This is a genomic window from Streptosporangium sp. NPDC051022 (assembly GCF_040683035.1).
Classification (GTDB): domain Bacteria; phylum Actinomycetota; class Actinomycetes; order Streptosporangiales; family Streptosporangiaceae; genus Streptosporangium.
The window spans coordinates 16,643-35,692 of the sequence record NZ_JBFBCF010000004.1; the positions used below are offsets into that span (position 1 = coordinate 16,643).

At 70.1% G+C, this 19,050-nt stretch carries 11 protein-coding genes; 10 read left to right on the forward strand and 1 reads right to left on the reverse strand.

Annotation, left to right across the window (positions count from 1 at the left end):
- The first annotated feature begins 202 nt into the window (after positions 1–202).
- The 6 genes from AB0N02_RS09235 to AB0N02_RS09260 all read left to right on the forward strand — a co-directional run bounded on the left by AB0N02_RS09235 (position 203) and on the right by AB0N02_RS09260 (position 8,423).
- Entirely contained in the window at positions 203–3,976 is a 3,774-nt protein-coding gene (locus AB0N02_RS09235) for a nitrate reductase subunit alpha (protein WP_363944264.1), read from the forward strand.
- Positions 3,976–5,649, forward strand: a complete 1,674-nt coding sequence (gene narH / locus AB0N02_RS09240) for a nitrate reductase subunit beta (RefSeq protein ID WP_363944265.1) — start codon at positions 3,976–3,978, stop codon at positions 5,647–5,649. The genes AB0N02_RS09235 and narH overlap by 1 nt, the downstream gene beginning before the upstream one ends.
- Positions 5,646–6,266: a nitrate reductase molybdenum cofactor assembly chaperone gene (gene narJ / locus AB0N02_RS09245; protein ID WP_363944267.1), complete on the forward strand. Its 621-nt coding sequence runs from the start codon at positions 5,646–5,648 to the stop codon at positions 6,264–6,266. Before narH ends, narJ begins: the two co-directional genes overlap by 4 nt.
- Complete coding sequence (narI, locus tag AB0N02_RS09250) at positions 6,263–6,967, forward strand: respiratory nitrate reductase subunit gamma (RefSeq protein WP_363944269.1); 705 nt, start codon at positions 6,263–6,265, stop codon at positions 6,965–6,967. The genes narJ and narI overlap by 4 nt, the downstream gene beginning before the upstream one ends.
- Before the next feature lie 3 nt (positions 6,968–6,970).
- Positions 6,971–8,092 carry an HPP family protein gene (locus AB0N02_RS09255; RefSeq protein WP_363944270.1) on the forward strand — a complete coding sequence of 374 codons (1,122 nt, stop codon included), beginning with the start codon at positions 6,971–6,973 and terminating at the stop codon, positions 8,090–8,092.
- Positions 8,093–8,189: 97 nt separating this feature from the next.
- Positions 8,190–8,423 (forward strand): hypothetical protein, encoded by a 234-nt coding sequence (locus AB0N02_RS09260; RefSeq protein ID WP_363944271.1) that lies wholly within the window; start codon positions 8,190–8,192, stop codon positions 8,421–8,423.
- 186 nt (positions 8,424–8,609) lie between these two features.
- Here AB0N02_RS09260 and AB0N02_RS09265 read toward each other — a convergent pair whose 3' ends face one another.
- Positions 8,610–9,797 (reverse strand): serine hydrolase domain-containing protein, encoded by a 1,188-nt coding sequence (locus tag AB0N02_RS09265; protein ID WP_363944273.1) that lies wholly within the window; start codon positions 9,795–9,797, stop codon positions 8,610–8,612.
- A gap of 726 nt (positions 9,798–10,523) precedes the next feature.
- Here AB0N02_RS09265 and AB0N02_RS09270 point away from each other — a divergent pair.
- From AB0N02_RS09270 to AB0N02_RS09285, 4 genes are all read left to right on the forward strand, one after another.
- Positions 10,524–16,658 carry an RHS repeat-associated core domain-containing protein gene (locus AB0N02_RS09270; RefSeq protein ID WP_363944275.1) on the forward strand — a complete coding sequence of 2,045 codons (6,135 nt, stop codon included), beginning with the start codon at positions 10,524–10,526 and terminating at the stop codon, positions 16,656–16,658.
- A gap of 14 nt (positions 16,659–16,672) precedes the next feature.
- Positions 16,673–17,122: an SUKH-3 domain-containing protein gene (locus AB0N02_RS09275; protein ID WP_363944277.1), complete on the forward strand. Its 450-nt coding sequence runs from the start codon at positions 16,673–16,675 to the stop codon at positions 17,120–17,122.
- A 594-nt stretch (positions 17,123–17,716) separates the two neighbouring features.
- Positions 17,717–18,520 (forward strand): methyltransferase domain-containing protein, encoded by an 804-nt coding sequence (locus tag AB0N02_RS09280; protein ID WP_363944279.1) that lies wholly within the window; start codon positions 17,717–17,719, stop codon positions 18,518–18,520.
- Between the two features lie 97 nt (positions 18,521–18,617).
- On the forward strand, positions 18,618–19,046 hold the full coding sequence (locus AB0N02_RS09285) for an NUDIX domain-containing protein (protein WP_363944281.1): 429 nt from the start codon (positions 18,618–18,620) through the stop codon (positions 19,044–19,046).
- Positions 19,047–19,050 lie beyond the last annotated feature (4 nt).

Genomic DNA, 19,050 nt, shown 5'->3' on the forward strand with positions numbered 1-19,050 from the left:
GCGCTCGACCAATGGGCCCCTCGCGTACACCTTCGCATGATAGAAACACTTTCCTTGACGCAAGTGTTGCCCAGACGCTGACTCCGGGTTTTTACACACGGCGATGACGCCGCCGAAGCCGCCTCTGATGTGGGCAGCCGCATACAACCATGAATCAGAAGCAGCGCGGGCGTGATGTCGCACGTCCGCCGAGGAGGTCGTCATGGTTCCTCGGGTACCGCGAACCGGAGTCGGGCGGGCCACCGCCGCGGCCGCGGAAATGCTTTTACAGGCGGGCAACATGCTGCGCCGTTCGGAGACCACCCCCGACCTGCGGGCGGTCTTCCGCGGCGACCAGACCGTCAACGACTCCCCCTACCGGGAGCGCTGGGCGCACGACAAGGTGGTGCGTTCCACCCACGGGGTGAACTGCACCGGGTCGTGCTCCTGGAAGGTGTACGTGAAGGACGGCCTGATCACCTGGGAGACCCAGCAGACCGACTACCCCTCGGTCGGCCCCGACCGGCCCGAGTACGAACCCCGCGGCTGCCCGCGCGGAGCCGCCTTCTCCTGGTACACCTACTCGCCGACCAGGGTGCGCTATCCGCACGCCCGCGGCGTGCTCGTGCGGATGTACCGCGAGGCGAAGGCCAGGCTGGGCGACCCGGTCGCGGCCTGGGCGGAGATCACCGCCGATCCGGACAGGCGGCGGCGCTACCAGTCGGCGCGCGGCCAGGGCGGGCTGGTGCGGATCGACTGGGACGAGGCACTGGAGATCGCCGCCGCCGCGCACGTCCACACCATCATGACCTACGGCCCCGACCGGGTGGCCGGGTTCTCCCCCATCCCGGCCATGTCGATGGCCTCGCACGCGGTCGGCGCCCGGTTCATGTCGCTGATCGGGGCGCCGATGCTGTCGTTCTACGACTGGTACGCCGACCTGCCCATCGCCTCGCCCCAGGTGTTCGGGGACCAGACCGACGTGCCGGAGTCGGCGGACTGGTGGGACGCCGCCTACCTGATGCTGTGGGGCTCCAACGTGCCGGTCACCCGCACTCCCGACGCGCACTGGATGGCCGAGGCCCGTTACCGGGGCCAGAAGGTGATCTCGGTCTCGCCCGACTACTCGGACGCGACGAAGTTCGCCGACGAGTGGCTGCACCCGCACCCGGGCACCGACGGCGCGGTGGCCATGGCGATGGGGCACGTGATCCTGAACGAGTTCTTCGTCGAGCGCGAGGTGCCCTACTTCACCGACTACGTCAGGCGCTTCACCGACCTGCCCTTCCTGGTCACCCTGCGCGAACACGGGGTGGACGGGAAGGAGTACGTCCCGGGAAAGTTCGTCACGGCCGCCGACCTGGCGAGCCCGGCCGGAAACGGCGCGGAGAACGGCGCAGGGGACGGTACGGGGGACAGCGCGGGAGACCGTACGGCAGACGGCGCGGCGCGGTGGCGTCCGGTGCTGCTGGACGCGGTCACCGGCGAGGCGGTCGCGCCGAACGGCACCCTGGGCGACCGCTGGAGCCAGGAGGGCGCGGGCCGGTGGAACCTGGACCTGGGCGGGATCGAACCGCTGCTCAGCCTCTACCGTGACACCGGCCTGGAGACGGCCGAGGTCCTGCTGCCCCGCTTCGACGACGGCGGCGCGGGCACCGTGTCACGCGGGGTGCCGGTGACGCGGATCGGCGACCTCCTGGTGACCACCGTCTTCGACCTGCTGCTCGCCCAGTACGGCGTGCACAGGCCCGACCTGCCCGGACGGTGGCCGACCGGCTACGACGACGCCTCCACCCCCTGCACCCCCGCCTGGCAGGAGCAGATCACCTCCGTCCCCGGCGACCAGGTCGCGCGGATCGCCAGGGAGTTCGCCTCGACCGCGGAGAAGACCCGGGGCCGGTCGATGATCGTGATGGGCGCGGGCACCAACCACTGGTTCCACTCCGACACGATCTACCGCTCGTTCCTGTCGCTACTGCTGCTGACCGGCTGCCAGGGCGTCAACGGCGGCGGCTGGGCCCACTACGTCGGCCAGGAGAAGGTACGGCCGCTGGCCGGATGGCAGCAGCTGTCCACGGCGGCGGACTGGACTCGTCCCTCGCGGCAGATGGCGGGCACGCCGTACTGGTACGTCCACACCGGTCAGTGGCGCTACGAGCGCTTCTCAGCCGACACGCTGGCCGGCGCCACCGGCCAGGGGCTGTTCGCCGGAAGGCACACCGCCGACCTGGTCGCGCAGTCGGCCCGGCTGGGCTGGATGCCGTCGTATCCGACCTTCTCCGCCAACCCGCTGGAGCTGGGGGCCCGGGCACGGGCCAGCGGGAAGGATCCGTCGCTGTGGGCGGCGGAGGAGATCACGGCGGGCCGGATCGGCTTCGCGTGCGAGGACCCGGACGCGCCGGAGAACTGGCCGAGGGTGCTGACGGTGTGGCGGGCCAACCTGATCGGCTCCTCCGCCAAGGGCAACGAGTACTTCCTGCGCCACCTGCTCGGCGCGCCGGACAACGCGAGCGCCGAGGAGGCTCCCGCCGAGGACAGGCCGCGGGAGGTGACCTGGCGGGAGGCGCCGCGCGGCAAGCTCGACCTGCTGCTGGCGCTGGACTTCCGGATGACCTCGACCACGCTGTTCGCCGATCTGGTGTTGCCGGCCGCGACGTGGTACGAGAAGCACGACCTGTCCAGCACCGACATGCACCCGTACGTGCACGCCTTCTCCCCCGCGATCAGCCCCCCGTGGCAGACGCGCACCGACTTCGAGATCTTCCACGGCCTGGCACGCAGGTTCTCCGAACTGGCCGCCGGGCGGCTGGACACCGCCTGCGACCTGGTCGCCACCGCGCTGCAGCACGACTCTCCCGGTGAGACCGCCCAGCCGGGCGGCGTCGTCCCCGACTGGCGCACCGGCGGGCACCCGGCCGAGCCCGGCCGCAACCTGCCGGTCCTGTCCCTGGTCGAACGCGACTACACCGCCGTCGCCGCCAAGCTGGCCGCGCTCGGGCCGCTGCCCGAGCGGGCGGGCATGACGGTCAAGGGCGTCACCGTCCACGCCGGACCCGAGACGCGCTGGCTGGCCGCGCGCTGCGGACAGGCCGTGGACGGCCCGGTGACCGGCAGGCCGCTGCTGGACACCGACGTCAAGCTGTGCGAGGCGATCCTGGCCCTGTCGGGCACCACGAACGGGCGGATCGCCGCCGAGGGCTTCACCCGGCTCGGCGAGCGCTGCGGGCCCGGGTCCGGCCTGGCCGAACTGGGCGCCTCGGTCGCCGAGCGAAGGGTGGTCTTCTCCGACACCCAGGTACGGCCCGTGCAGGTCGGCGCGAGCTTCGAGTGGTCGGGCAAGGAGGCTCCCGACCGCCGCTACGCGCCGTTCACCGTCAACACCGAGCACGCCAAACCCTGGCACACCCTCACCGGACGCCAGCACTTCTTCCTCGACCACGACTGGATGGCCGAGCTCGGCGAGCAGCTGCCGGTCTACCGGCCGCCCCTGGACATGGCCGCCCTCGGCGAGGGCGGCCCCGGCCCGCACGGCGACGGCCGCGCGGTGACCGTCCGCTACATCACCCCGCACTCCAAGTGGTCCATCCACTCGGAGTACCAGGAGAACCTGCTGATGCAGACGCTGGCCAGGGGCGGGCCCGTCATCTGGATCAGCGTCCAGGACGCCGAGGCCGCCGGGATCGCCGACAACGACTGGATCGAGGCGGTCAACGCCAACGGCGTCGTCGTCGCGCGCGCCGTGGTCTCGCACCGGATGCCGCAGGGCACGGTGTTCATGTACCACGTGCAGGAACGCCTGGTGAACGTGCCCAGATCGCAGGCCACCGGGCGTCGCGGCGGCGTGCACAACTCCCTCACCAAGCTGCTGATCAAGCCCACCCACCTCGTCGGCGGGTACGGCCAGCTCTCCTTCGCCCCCAACTACTACGGGCCGACCGGCAACCAGCGCGACGCCGTGACCGTCATCCGCCGCCGTTCCCAGGAGGTGCAGTACTGATGCGCGTGATGGCCCAGATCGCCATGGTGATGAACCTGGACAAGTGCATCGGCTGTCACACCTGCTCGGTCACCTGCAAGCAGACCTGGACCAACCGGTCGGGCACCGAGTACGTGTGGTTCAACAACGTGGAGACCCGCCCCGGCCAGGGCTACCCCCGCGGCTATGAGGACCAGGACCGCTGGAAGGGCGGCTGGCGGCTCAAGAACGGCAGGCTGGTTCCGCGTTCCGGCGGCCGGGTGAGGCGGATCGCGCGCCTGTTCGCCAACCCGGAGCTGCCGCTGCTGGACGACTACTACCAGCCGTGGACCTACGACTACGAGAACCTCACCACCGCCCCGCTGGGCGACGACGTGCCCACGGCCGCGCCCCGCTCGCTCGTCGACGGCTCCCCCACCTCCATCACCTGGGGACCCAACTGGGACGACGACCTGGGCGGGGGCCCCGGGCACCTGGCGGGCGACCCCGTGCTGCGCAAGGTGAGCGAGGACGTGCGGCTGGAGTACGAACGGTCCTTCATGTTCTACCTGCCGCGCATCTGCGAACACTGCCTCAACCCCTCCTGCGTCGCGGTCTGTCCCTCCGGGGCGATGTACAAGCGGCTGGAGGACGGCATCGTCCTGGTCGACCAGGACAGGTGCCGCGGCTGGCGGATGTGCGTGACCGGCTGCCCGTACAAGAAGGTGTACTTCAACCACCACAGCGGCAAGGCCGAGAAGTGCACGATGTGCTACCCGCGGATCGAGGCCGGGGAGCCGACGGTCTGCTCGGAGACGTGCGTCGGCAGGCTGCGCTACCTCGGTGTGGTGCTCTACGACGCCGACCGGGTGGGCGAGGCGGCCGCCGTACCCCGGGAGGAGGACCTGTATCCCGCCCAGCTCGGCTGTTTCCTCTCGCCGTACGATCCGGCCGTCGTCGCCGCCGCCGAGGCGTCGGGGATCCCGCACGAGTGGGTGCTGGCGGCCAGGCGCTCCCCCGTGTACGCGCTCATCGCCCGCTACCGCGTCGCCCTGCCGCTCCACCCGGAGTACCGGACGATGCCGATGGTCTGGTACGTCCCGCCGCTGTCCCCCGTCGTGGACGCGCTGGCCGGGACCGGCCACGACGGTGAGGACGCGGGCAACCTGTTCGGCGCGATCGAGGCGCTGCGCATCCCGGTGAGCTATCTGGCCGGGCTGTTCACCGCGGGCGACACCGCGCCGGTCGAGGCGGCCCTGCGCAGGCTCGCGGCGATGCGTTCGCACATGCGCGCGCTCAACCTGGGCGACGAGCCGGATCCGGCGGTCGCGGACGGGGTCGGGATGCGGCCCTCGGAGATCGAGGAGATGTACCGGCTGCTCGCGCTGGCGAAGTACGACGAGCGGTACGTGATCCCCACCGCCTACGCCGTCGGCGCGGGACGGGCGGACGCGACGGGAGGGTGCAGCCTGGACGGGCCCGGCGGGCCCGGCATGACGGAGGACATGTTCGTGGGAATGAGCGCGGGCGCGGGCGTCGGTGCGGGACCGGCGGGCACGGGCGCCGGTCCGGGCGCGGCCGCGGAGGCCTTCCACGCCCCGCCGGTCTCCCGCGACGGCGACGACCGGCTGCGCGGACGGATCAACCTGTTCGGCTGGGACGGCAAGGGCCTGCCCGACGGGCTGTTCCCGCCCCGGCGCGGGGAGGCCTCGTGATCCGGCTCGTCGTCCGTCAGGCGGCCTCACTGCTCCTGACCTACCCCGGCCCCGGCTGGCCGGACCGGCTGGACCTCGTACGGGAGACCCTCGCCCGCGTTCCCGCTCCCGCGACGCGGCCGCTGCTGCGGTTCTGCGCGTACGCGGAGTCCGCCGACCCGCTCGACCTGGCCGACCGGTACGTCGCGACCTTCGACCGCACCGGCCGCCGCACCCTGCACATGACCTACTACACCGACGGCGACACCCGGCGGCGCGGCGTCTCCCTGGCCGCCGTCAAGGCACTCTACAGAAGCTGCGGCTGGCAGTCGGGCGACGCCGAACTGCCCGACTTCCTGCCGCTGATGCTGGAGTTCGCCGCCCGCTGCCCCGAACAGGGCGAGCGGCTCCTGCGCGACCACAGAGCCGGGCTCGACCTGCTGGCCGCCGCCCTGCGGAAGTATCACAGCCCCTACGCCGACGTGCTCGACGCCGTACGCGCGACCCTGCCCGACGCCACCGCGCGGGAGCGGCGGACCGTCCGCGCGATGGCCGAGGCGGGCCCGCCCGCCGAGAGCGTCGGCCTGGATCCCTATCCCACGGTCACTCAGCAACCCAGCCAGGGAGCCCGCCGATGAGACACCTGCAGATCGCCCTGTGGGGCGTCCTTCCCTATCTCGTTCTCGTCCTGTTCGTCGCGGGCAGCGCCTGGCGCTACCACTACGACCGCTTCGGCCTGACCACCCGCTCCAGCCAGCTGCACGAAAGCCGCCTGCTGCGCGTCGCGGGGCCGCTGTTCCACTACGGCCTGCTCTTCGTCATCGCCGGTCACGTCATCGGACTGCTCGTCCCCGAGCGCCTGACCGAGAACATGCACATCACCGAGTCCTTCTACCGGGCCAACGCCCTGATCGTCGGCGGCCTGGCCGGGATCGCCGCCGTCGCCGGGCTCACCGTCCTGCTGTGGCGCAGGCTCCGGGTCAGGGCCGTACGGCTGGCCTCGGTGCGCAGCGACCGTCTCACCTACCCGGTGCTGGCCGTCGCCCTGCTCGCGGGGCTGGCGGCCACCCTGCTCGGATCCACCACCGGCACCTACGACTACCGTCTCGGTGTCTCGGTGTGGTTCCGCAGCCTGTTCGAGCTGGAGCCCGACGTACCCGCCATGGCGGGCGCCCCCCTCCTCTTCCAGGTCCACACCCTGTTCGGCATGGCCCTGTTCGCGCTGTGGCCCTTCAGCAGGCTGGTCCACGCCTTCGCCGTCCCGCTGGGCTACCTCGCGCGTCCCTATGTCGTCTACCGCTCCCGATCCACCTTCGCGGGCCGCGGCGGGACACGCTGAGCCATGTCCGCCTCCCCCCTCACCGCCCCGGCCCCGGCCGTTCCCCTTCAGGGGGAGAGCCGGAGGCGCCGCGCCGCCGGAACTGCGATCCAGGCGGGCGTCTGCGTCGCCGTACCGGCCCTGATCGCCTGGCTGCTCGGCCAGCCGTTCGTCTTCCCCTCGCTGGGCCCCACCGTCTACCTGGCCCTGACCGCCGCCTCGACCCCCGCGGCCAGCCCGCGTAACACCCTGATCGGTCACCTGGTCAGCGCCGTCTCGGGATACGCCGCGCTGGCGGTCACCGGCCTGACCCGCGTCGCGCCCAACCTGTCCCACCCCGACGCGCGCCGGGTCGCCGCGGTCGCCATCGCCATCGCCCTGACCTCGGCCGGGATGCTGCTGACCGACGCCACCCACCCAGCGGGCGGCGCGACCACCCTCATCGTCGCCCTGGGCCTGCTGCGCACCCCCTGGCAACTCCTCGTCCTGATGGCCGCCGTGACCGTCACCGCCGCCATGCTCATCACCGTCAATCACCTGGCCAGACGCCCCTACCCGCTGTGGGCTCCCGCGCCCGCCCCCGCACCGCCACTTCCGCCGGCCGGGACGGTACCGCTCGCCGCCGGAAAGGCGGTCGGAAGAGCCTCCGCAGGAAAGGCCTCACGCCCGGGAAGGGCAGAACGGCGTCAGGTCCGGGAGACCGCGGCGCGCGAGGCCGCCGAGACCTTGGCCGCGACGATGCCCACCCCGCTGTGGCCGATGGCCAGGACGCGGATCGTCCGGTTGCTCGCGCGGGGGGACGCCGCGCGCGAGGCGGAGTTCCGCCGACGTCTGAACGCCTCGCGGACGGCCCTCGTGAGCGCGCCCGCCGCCGACGCGGAGGCCGCCCGCCGCGCGGTCGTCGACCAGTGGAGCCTCACGTTCACCACCGTCCCCCGGGCGGACCGGCACGCCCCCGCCCCGCTGCGCGCCTTCAGCGACACCTTCGCCCACCTGCTCACCACCGACCTCCGGCACCAAGCCCCCGAGCCCTCTCACGACACGACCGGAACGCGGCCTCCGACCGCGACCTTTCATCGTGACCTCGCCGAATGTCCACGGGTCCCCGACGAACTGCCGCCGCTCTTGTGGCCCCGTTCCGACTGACGGATGATCCGGCCATTGGGGCCGATCTCCACTCAAAACACGAAAAAAGAGCACGGAGTGCGGTTCCTCACCTCACCGCGATCAGAGAGGGCCTTTGATGATCCGCCGCGTGCTCCTCACCGCGCTTCTCGCCGTCACCGGCCTCGCCGTCGTCCCGGGCGCCCCCGCCCAAGCCTCGGTGTGCCCGATGAACCGCTACTGCGTCACCACGTACTACTCCGACGGCACCTACACCACAGCGGTCGGCGGCAAGGTCGAGGACTGCGGCGCCGACCCCTACTCCTGGGGCACCTGGGGCCCCTACGAGAAGTACTACGAGGGCGACTGCTGACCCGCGCAGCCCCGGCTCGACCGCGGGCGCGGCACACGCGCCCGCGGTACGGCCGAACGCACCGCGCGACCGATCCTCGGCGAAGGTGAAAGGTCCCCGGTCCCCGTCACCGCCGGCACCGGCAGGGGATAGGTCACCGGCCAGGTCATGACGGCCGCTGGATCGGTGCGGGAACGGGGAGCGGCCCTACTTCTGGGCGCAGAGCGCGGTGTCCAGTGCGGCGTTGACCCGCTCGGCGGCGGCTTGCCCGGTGGGCATCGCGGTCACGGCGATCGTGGCCGTCCGGCCGTCGTCGGTGACGCCGTTACGGACTTCGTAGCCCGGAATGTCGCCGCCGTGACCCCACGCGTAGCCGCCGCAGCTCAGCTCGAACCTCATCAGGCCGAGCCCGTAGGTCTCCCCGGCTGAGGATTCGGACATCTTGACCGTCTGCTTCATCTGTTCCAGCTGGGCCGGCTTGAGGAGCCTGCCGCCCAGCAGCGCGCCCAGGAAGCGGTTGACGTCCCGCGGAGTGCTGACGAGCTGCCCGGCCGCCCACGCCAGGGAGGGGTCCAGCTCCGTGACGTCCACCGGATCGCCACCCGGCCCCCCGGTCGAGGAGTGGTACCCCCTGGGGTGGGTGCCGCGGATGGCCTGCTCGCCGACGCCGGGCCAGTAGGCGTCGCGCAGCTCCAGCGGCGTGATGATCCGGTTGGTGATCTCCTCACCGATCGGCCGGCCCGTGACCTTCTGCACGAGCAGGCCGAGCAGGACGTAGCCGGTGTTGCTGTAGTGCCAGCCCTTACCGGGGGCGGATGTCGGCTCGTGCGCGAGGCCCATGTCGAGCAGTTCGCGGGGCTCGGTGTATCTGTGCCGGATCTCCAAGAACGACGGGAGGTGGTCCGTGTAGCTCGGCAGGCCCGCGGTGTGCTGGAGCAGCTGTCGGGTCGTGATCTCGCGGCCGTCGTTGCCGTTGCCGCGGACCAGCCCGGGAAGGTACCTCTCGACGGGCGCGTCCAGGTCGATCCTGCCCTCCCCTGCCAGCTGCAGTACGACCACGGCGGTGAAGGTCTTGGTGACACTGCCGATGCGCACCCGCCCGTTGGCGGGAACCCTCCCCCTCGTCGTCAGGTTTCCCACGCCGGCGGTGTAGTCGCGGGTACGTCCGTCGCGTCCCCGCACCGCGGCCAGGGCGCCTGGGAAGTCAGCACCGCGGACCAGATCGTTCAGGCTCGTCTGCACGGTGTCGGCGGGACCGGTCCGCCGGACGGCCGCGGCGCCGGCCGGGGCGGCGGTCAGGCCGAGGGTGCCCAGCGCGACGACGGCCGCGGTGGCCAGGGCCAGCCGGCGCCTGGCCGGCCGGGAGCGGACGATGGCGGGGTGCGACGGCGACATCGGGACCTCCTTGCAGGATGGCATGGTTGCGATACCGGCAAGCATGTCGGCGGGAGCACCTCATGATCGATACCGTCCACCGGAATCCGGGGGTGGGGCCGGCACCACCACCGCGCCGGGCCGGATCCCGGCGATGAAGGACGTCCGGCGCTCCACGGTTTTTCCGGGCCGCCGGAACGGTGGCGGATTCCGCGCCACCGAGAACGGATATGACACATATCACGCCTTCGACCACGCACCGCACGTGTTTTCAGTAATCAAGAACAACGTTTCAAAGAAGTCGAAACGGTAGGTCGCGGAGAGTCACAGCGGGCGCGGACCGCGGACCACCGGCACGGAGAATCAACCGCGACGATCGAGGATCGCCACAGGCAATCCACCCGATCCCCCTCTTGATGGAACGCTCTAAAACCAGTTGACAGAAAGAGAAAACTCAATATATCCGCAGCTCAAGCGGCATACCCCAACATCTTCCACCTTACCCAAGGAGCAAGTCCGACCAATTTTCGCTCGATAACGAAACGTCATCGGTGAAACAAAGGTGTTGCGGCGGTCAATCTCGGATGCTTCTCTCGAATACGCACCTGGATAGCTGATTTGTTCGCTACCGGTCCCTCCACGGGGGAGGTCTGAGCATTGCTCGCCATCAGTCGATTTCGTCGTGCCCGAATTCTGATTCCACTACTCGTTCCGACGCTTGTCGCGTCGTTTCTCACCGTGCCGGAGGTGGCTCCGGCGTCCGCGGCGCCACCGCCGGTGCCGCAGGTCAGAGCCGGTGCCGGGCCGGTCAACCGGCCCATGCCCAAGGGAATACGTCCCGACAGGGCCCTCAAACCCGGCGAACGGCCTCCCGTCGTGCCCCTGGGCGCGAAGGCGGAGGGCAAGCCGGTCAAGGTGGCGGAGACGCGGTGGTCGTCGCTCACCGCCAAATCCGCCCGCAAGGCCGCCGAGGACGGATTCACCGACCTGTCGCTGCGGCCGGGTTACGTGCTCGGCGACACCTCTCTGGTGACCTACTTCAACACCGGTCAGGCCGACCCGTCGTGGACGGCGGTGCGGGTGCGGCTGTACGACGCCGAGTCGCAGACCGAGCAGACCTCCACGCTGGTGACCCGCCCGGACCTGCAGCGGTCCTACTGCGGCGGCGCGGGCGACCTCTGCCGCTCCTTCGGCTCGGCCGACGGCTGGACGCTGGAGACGGGCAGGCCGTACTTCGTCACCGTCGCGGCGGTCTACGACGACGGCCACGAGGTCGTCTCGGCGCCGTCGGACCATTCGCAGGCGCGCCAGACCGTCGACCCGCCGCCGATCCCGAACGAGCAGGCGTCCGGCTGCGGCTGCGGCAACGCGCTGGCGCTGACCGCGGCCAACCAGGCCTCCCGGGCACTGGGCGTCAACACCGGCACCGGCGCCTACGTGCGCACCGAGCGAGACCTGGCGATGGCCTCCTACGGCCCGCAGTTCGTCACCGCGCGCACCTACTCGTCGATGAACCGGGGCGCCGGCCCGCTCGGGCCCGGCTGGGCCTGGTCCTACGACATGCGGGTCACCGTGGGCGAGGACGGTGTGGCCGTCGTGCGGGCCGAGGACGGCGCGCAGGCCCGCTACGCCCCGCTCGACGACGGCAAGTACAAGCGTCCGCCCGGGGTTCGCTCCACCCTGCGCAAGACCGACGGCGGCTGGGAGCTGACCACGCCCCGGCAGGTGCGCTACGGCTTCGACGGCCAGGGCCGCCTGGTCTCGATCCACAACGCGCGCGGGGTCGGGGTGAAGCTGGCCTACGAGGGCCTCGGCGTGAACATCACCGACGCCTCGGGCCGGGTGGCCTCGGTGCGGATCGAGGGTGGCCTGATCCGGGAGATCAAGCTGCCCGACGGCCGCAACGTGAACTACTTCTACACCGGCGGCCTGCTGTCGTCGGTGCTCGACGCCCGCGGCTTCACCTGGAAGTACATCTACCACGCCAACACCCTGCTGTCGCAGGTGGTCGACCCGCACCGGGTGACGATCGTCTCCAACGACTACGGCCCCGACGGGCGGGTGATCGCCCAGCGCGACGGCCTGGGCAAGCAGACCACCTTCGCCTGGGACGCCGCCAAGCAGGAGGCCACCACCACCGACCCCGACGGGGTGGTGGTCTGGGACGGCTACCGGGGCAACACGCTGGTGTACTCCCAGCGCGGCACCGGTGACTCCAACAACCACCGCTACGACCGGGAACTCAACCGCGACCTGGTGGTCAACGGCAACCAGCACCAGCACGAGGCGACCTTCGACGCCAACGGCAACCGGATCACGGCCACCGCGCCCAAGCCGCTCGGGTTCTCCGAGAAGACAAAGTTCGACGAGCGCAACAACCCCCTGGAGCACACCGACGCCAACGGCCAGGTGTGGAAGGACACCTACAACGAGTTCAACGAGCTGGTGCGCAGCGTCGACCCCGAGAGCCACGACATCACCCACACCTATGACTCCCGCGGCCTGCGCCTGACGACGACGGACCAGCGGGGCAAGGTGACCCGCTACGAGTACCTGCCCCAGGGCGACCCGAACGCGGGCCTGATCAAGGCCACGGTCTCCCCCGGCGGGCGGCGCAGCGAGGTCGTCTACGACGCCACCGGGCGCATGATCGCCTCGGTGGACCCGCGCGGCACCGTGACGGGCGGCAACCGGGCGGCCTACACCACCCGGTACGCCTACGACGCCCAGGACCGGGTGACCAGCACGCTGGAGCCGGGCAAGAACGGCGCCTGGCGCAGCGGGTTCGACGAGACCGGCCGCCTCATCAGGCGGCAGACCCCGACCGAGGCCACCACCGACTACGAGTACTTCGCCAACGGGTTGCTCAAAACGGTCGACGACTCGCGGCGCACTTCCACCTACACCTACACCGACGCCGGACGGCGGGCCTCGACGCAGGCGCTCCTGCGCACCCGTGCCCCGATCAAGACCACCTACGGCTACGACGGCAAGGGCCTGCTCAAGACGGTCACCTCGCCGCGCGGCAACGAGCCGGGCGCCAACCCCGCCGACTTCACCACCACCTACTTCTACGACGCCGACGACAACCCGATCCGGGTACGGCACCCCTACCCCGGCGGCGGGTTCACCGACCGCGACATCAAGGTCGACGCCCTGGACCGGACCACGAACAAGTCCGACGAGCTGGGCAAGCAGTCGGCGTTCGGTCGCGACAACAACGGCAACGTCACCTCCACCACCGACACGCTCGGCCGTAAGACCACCATGGGCTACGACCGCAGCGGGCGGCAGACCGAGATCAAGGACCCGGCGGGCAAGACCACCCGCACCGAGTACGACGCGGCGGGCAACCGGATCAAGGAGACCAACGCCGAGGGCGGCGTGACCACCTGGAAATACGACGACGACGGTCTGCTGGTCGGCGTCACCGAGCCGCGAGGCAACGTCGAGGGCGCCGACCCGGCGCGCTTCACCACCCGCTACGAGTACGACCAGGCGGGCAACCGCGTCAAGACGGTCGACCCGCTCGGCAACGCCGTCACCGCCGTCTACGACGTGAGCAACCGGATGACCTCGGTCACCGACGCCAAGGGCCGCACCACCCACCAGACCTACCGGGAGGACAACCTTCCGGCCACGATCCACACGCCGGAGACCCCCTACAACCCGAACGATCCCACCGCCCGCTCGACGGTGTACGCCTACAGCGCCGACGGGCTGGTGGAGTCGGTGCGCGACCCGCTGGGCCGCTACACCCGGATGACCTACGACGACGCGGGACGCCTGATCACCAAGGCCGATCCGCTGGCGCGGCGGGTGGAGGTCACCTACGACGCCGAGAGCAACCCGCTGAGCGCGATCACGATCAACGGCCCCGAGTGGGTGAGCCCGGAGCAGCGCGCCAAGCGGACCGTCGTCAACACCTACGACATCCTGAGCCGACGCACCAAGACCGCGCTGGGCTCCGACGGTCCGGCCTACACCTTCGGCTACGACGCCAAGGACCGCACCACCTCCTACGGCGACCCCACCGGGGTGCGGGAGGTCGGCTACGACGACGAGGACCAGATCCTCAAGGTCACCCGCAAGACCGCGGGCCAAGCCGACGAGACGTTCTCCTACGGCTACGACGAGCGCGGCAACATCACCTCCCGCGCCTATCCCGACGGCACCGCGGTCACTTCCGCCTACGACGGCGACGGCAGGCAGACCGAGCAGAAGGTGACCGGCGGCACCGCGGGTGTGGGCGCCGAGTGGCGCTTCGGCTACGACGTGGCCGGGCGGCGCACCAGCACCACCCTGCCCGGCGGTACCGGCCTGACCGAGAAGCGGGCCTACGACGACGCCGGGCGGCTGACCCGCATCGCCACCGCGAACGGCGACGCCAGTCCGGTCTCCGCGTTCGATCTCACCCTGGACCAGGTCGGCAACCCGACCAAGGTCGTCACCACGCGCGGCACCGCGAGCGAGTCGGTGGCCTACGCCTATGACACGGTCGACCGGGTCACCTCCGCCTGCTATTCCGCCACGAGCTGCGCCACCGGCTCGCAGACGGCCGGGCGGATCGACTACGCCTACGACCTGATGGGCAACCGGCTCAGCCAGAAACGCACCGGTACGGCGGGCAACGACACCACCGTCTACACCTACGACGAGGCCGACCAGCTGACCCGGGAGACCGTGACCCGGCCCGGCGGCAGCACCGCCCGCGACTTCGCCTACGACGTCAACGGCAACCAGATCCGCGCGGGCGCCGACCGGTTCGAGTACAACCTCGACAACAAGCTGGCCAAGGCGACCGTCAACGGCAACACCTCCACCTTCGCCTACGACGCCACCGGGCTGCGCCTGTCGGCGACCAGCGCGGGAGCGGGCGGTACCGTCTCGGCGATCCAGCGCTGGAGCTGGGACGTCAACGGCACCCTGCCGCAGATCGCCCTGGACACCACCGTCAACGCGGGCGGCGCCGTCGTCGAGAAGCAGGGCTTCACCTACGGCCCCGACGACGAGCCGCTCGCCCTGCTGACCGGCGGCGCGCACTCCTACACCCACGACTGGCTCGGCGGCGTCGCCAACATGGTCTCGCCGGCCGGACAGGTCGAGGCGGGCTACGACTACGACCCGTTCGGCAACCCCCGCACCGGAACCACCCTGACCGGCGGCGCGGCCGGGCAGAACGGTCCCGCCGAGGCTCCCGCCGGCGGCACCGGCAAGGCGGACCGGCCCGGCGGCGTCGCGGGTGACCTCACCGGGGCGGCCAAGGACGTCAAGGCAACGGTTCCGAACAACCCGTTGAGGTTCACCGGCGCCTACCAGGACGAGAGCACCGGCAGCGGCAACTACTACCTGCGGGCGCGCAACTACAATCCGGGCACGGGACGGTTCACCGGCACGGACCCCGTGTCCACCGGCGGTGCCGCCACCTCCGCCTACACCTACGCCTCCAACAACCCGCTCGTCTACACAGACCCCACCGGGACGATGCCCGACAACGGGCCCACCGGCGGCGGGACCGCGCCCGGCCAGGAGACCGTCTCGGGGCCCAGCGCGGAGGAGGTCGCCAAGGCGCAACAGCTCCAGAACAAGAGCGTGCTGGACGTCATCCTGGAGGCGGGCGGCCAGATCCTCATGGAGATCATGGGGATCAACGACATCATCAGCTGCCTCAACGGCGACATCGGCGCCTGCGTGATGACCGTGATCGGAGCGCTGCCCTGGGGCAAGATCTTCAAGGCCAAGAAGATCGCCGAGGCGATCTGGCGCGCGGGCAAGGCCGTACTCGCCTTCTTCGAGGAGCTCAAGTGGGCCAAGGCCATCCTGCGTGGCGCCGAACGCGCCGCCGAGGCGGCCAAGGCCGCAGCCGCGAAAGCCGCCAGGGCCGCAGCCGAGAAAGCGGCCGCCGCCAAAGCGGCCGCCGAAGCCTACGCCAAGAAGGTAGCCGCCGAGGCCGCGGAAAGAGCCAAGGCGGTCGCGGCCAAGGCAAAGGCCAAGACCAGACCCAACTCCTCACCACGGAGTTGCCCGCTCAAGAACAGCTTCGTCGCCGGCACCCCCGTACTCATGGCCGATGGCACCACCAAGCCCGTCGAGAAGGTCGATCTCGGTGAGCGGGTTGTCGCCACCGATCCGAACACCGGGGAAACCGCCGCCAAACCCGTCGTCGGACTGATCCTCGGCGACGGCGCCAAGACCCTGGTCCGCGTAACCGTCGACACCGACGGGGACAGGGGATCGGCCACCGGTCAGGTGGTGGCGACCGACGGCCACCCCTTCTGGGTCGAGAGCACGCGCACGTGGCTCACCGCCGACAAGCTCCAGCCCGGCATGTGGCTGCGCACCAGCAGCGGCACCCATGTCCAGGTCACCGCGACCAAGAAGTGGACCGCCCACGAACGGGTCCACAACTTCACCATCGCCGACGTCCACACCTACTACGTGCTGGCAGGACCGGCACCGGTTCTCGTCCACAACTGTGGCAACCGGAACGATCCTCAGGATCTACTCGAGCACACGCGCAAGGACGCGGCCGCGAGCGGCACGACGAACCACGCCTCCTCCGTCGCCCGGGACACTTACACCGGCCAGACCGCCTACGGAGAGAGTGGCGGGGTTCCGGGCAACGTGAGCCCGGAGCTCCTGCCAAGGCTGCGCCGCGCGGAGGAACTGGTCGGCACACCGGACGCGCCAGAGGAATGGCTCCCGGGTACCTGCGCGGAGTTCCACTCGTGCAACAACCTGCTCAACGGCCTTCCCGGGACCCGGCTGAGTGACCTCGAATACGCTACGACGGTCAAGGAGACCGGCGCGGTCAAACCGTCCTGCGGATGGTGCAGGATGATCCTTGGAGGTGAAGGTGGCGCACAAGAGCTGATGTCATAGCCCACCTGGTCAGCATGGTCAGTGACGAGCAGTTCGCGACCGTGTCCGGTTCCGCGGGATGGTTCCCGTCCCGCGGAGCCGACACACGCGCGGCGGCCGACATCTGGGCGCAGGTCGGCCACACGAGCTCACGGGCCGCCGAGGAGTTCGTGGCGGAGTTCGACGGCCTGAGCATCGCCTACCCGAGGCACCCCTCCGTGGGCGGGGAGGATCGGTGCGTCCTCGACGCCGTACTCGCCACGAGATCGATCCACCCCGCAACGGTCCGCTCCTACGAGCGACGGGTGTCCGAGACGCTGTGTCCGGTGGGAACCGCCGCCTCCTCCCACCTGACGCTCATGGTCACACCGTCCGGGCGGGTCTACGGCGGCTACGACGCCTTTCTCGCCCTCTACGGCGAGAGCGGCAGAGATGCCATCTGGAACATCTGCCACCGGATCAGAGGGGTTCCGGTGCCTGACTGACGGCCCCTCCGGATCGGCGTGATCGCGCCGTCCGGGCGAGCTCGCGATCGCCACGCACACTCCGCGCCGTTCCTCGTCACACCTCGTCGTTCCTCGTCACACCTCGTCGTGATCCGACTCTTGGCGAGCTGTTCTTGGCTCTCGGAGACGTGTCGGGGCCGGACGGCCCTGTCTCCTGGGGATCCCCGGCGCCCCTGGGAGAGGTTCCCGCTCGGCGGACGCGGCCGGTCGCGGAGGATCGCAACCGGCGACGGCGCAGGACACGACGGGCGCCCCGGCCGTTCGGGAACAACGGCTCGGGAGTGACGGCTCGGGAGTGACAGCCGCGCCCGGAACCGCCTCACGCGAGACCGGCTCCGAAAGACGCGTCGTGTCCGCCTGTCCGCCCCGCCTTCCTCGGGAGACCCGCAGGGCACGATCCCACCCGGGAAAGTCTGGAACCCGGGAAATTCCTTACCGAAATACACCTTTTGTACGAATCACTATGGATATTCTTTTCAATGCCCCAGTGATCGTCGGCGAAATCCATGAGATGCTGGCATTGTGTCTTCCGTACTGTCCGGCACCGGATGGGAATCAGCCACGGAAACAGACATGCGCCCACAAATCGCGCAGGCTTTTCATCGGCGCGCGGATGGTTATTCGCGCAGCGGATGGCACGCGGAGATCGCGGCCGACTTCGTCACCTGGGCCGGACTCGGAGAGGGCGATCGGGTTCTGGACGTCGGCGCGGGCACGGGATTCTCGACCTTCGCCGCCGCGAGATCGGTCGGCCCCGAAGGCGGGGTCCTCGGCCTGGACCTCTCCGAGGCCATGGTCCGCAAGGCCCGCACGTCGGCCTCACCGGAAGAGAAGAAGAACACCGCGTTCGTCATCGCGGACGCGCACGAGATCGGACTGAGAGACCACTCCGAGGTCGACGCGGTCATCTTCTCGATGTCCCTGCACTATTTGCAACCCGTGTCGGCCCTCCGCAGATTCGGCCGGATACTCCGTCCCGGAGGAATGCTCGCCTACGCCGCCCTTCAACCGCTGGAGCCCCGGCCTTTCAGGCTGTTCAAAGAGCTCGCGTACGGCTACGGCATATCGATACCGGACAGGAGTCATGATATCGGCCGAGCCGAATGGGCGGTTTCAACCCTTGAATCACAGGGATTCGGAGATGTCCGAACACACGTGAGCGTCATCGCCATCCCGGACAGAGACCTCGTCAACGCCTGGGACGTCCACGTGACGATGTTCCAGCCGCTCCTGAGAACGTTGGATCCCACGCAGCTCAGTGATTTCAACCGCGAATACGAAACCGAGCTTCTGGCCGCCCGGCAGGCCGCCGGGAAGGCCGGGGAAAGCGGTCTCGGCGCGGGAGTCCTCTACGTGTCCGGGCGGAGGAGACGGTGACGCGAGAGCGGGAGACCGTTCCCACCGGAGTCGGCGGAGCACCGAACCCCGGCCGGGCCGCATCCGGCCCGGCCACACCGAAGGGAGCCCATCCGGCATGACCAGGATCCAGTTCGCCCAGAAAGCGGTGATCACGGACGGCGACAAGGTGTTGCTGGTCCGCAAGTCGAGCGACGATCCGCACAACCCCTGCCGGTGGGAGCTCCCCGGCGGAAGGCTCAAGGACACCGAGGGTCTCGACGACCACGTGAAGCGCGAGGTGCTTGAGGAGACCGGGCTCTTCGTCCGCCCCGGACGGCTGATCCACATGTGGTCGTGGGAGATGTTATGGGACGGCGAGCCCGTCAGGGTGGTCGCCGTTTCGAGATACTGCGACCTGGAGAGCTGGGAAAGCATCGCACCCGCCAGGGAAAAGGACGACTTCATCGACGACCAGATGTGGGTCGCGCGTTCGGACCTGTTGTCCATGGACATCGTTCCCTCACAGATTTCGACCGTGGAGTTCGTCGCCTCCGACACGCTCTGAGCGA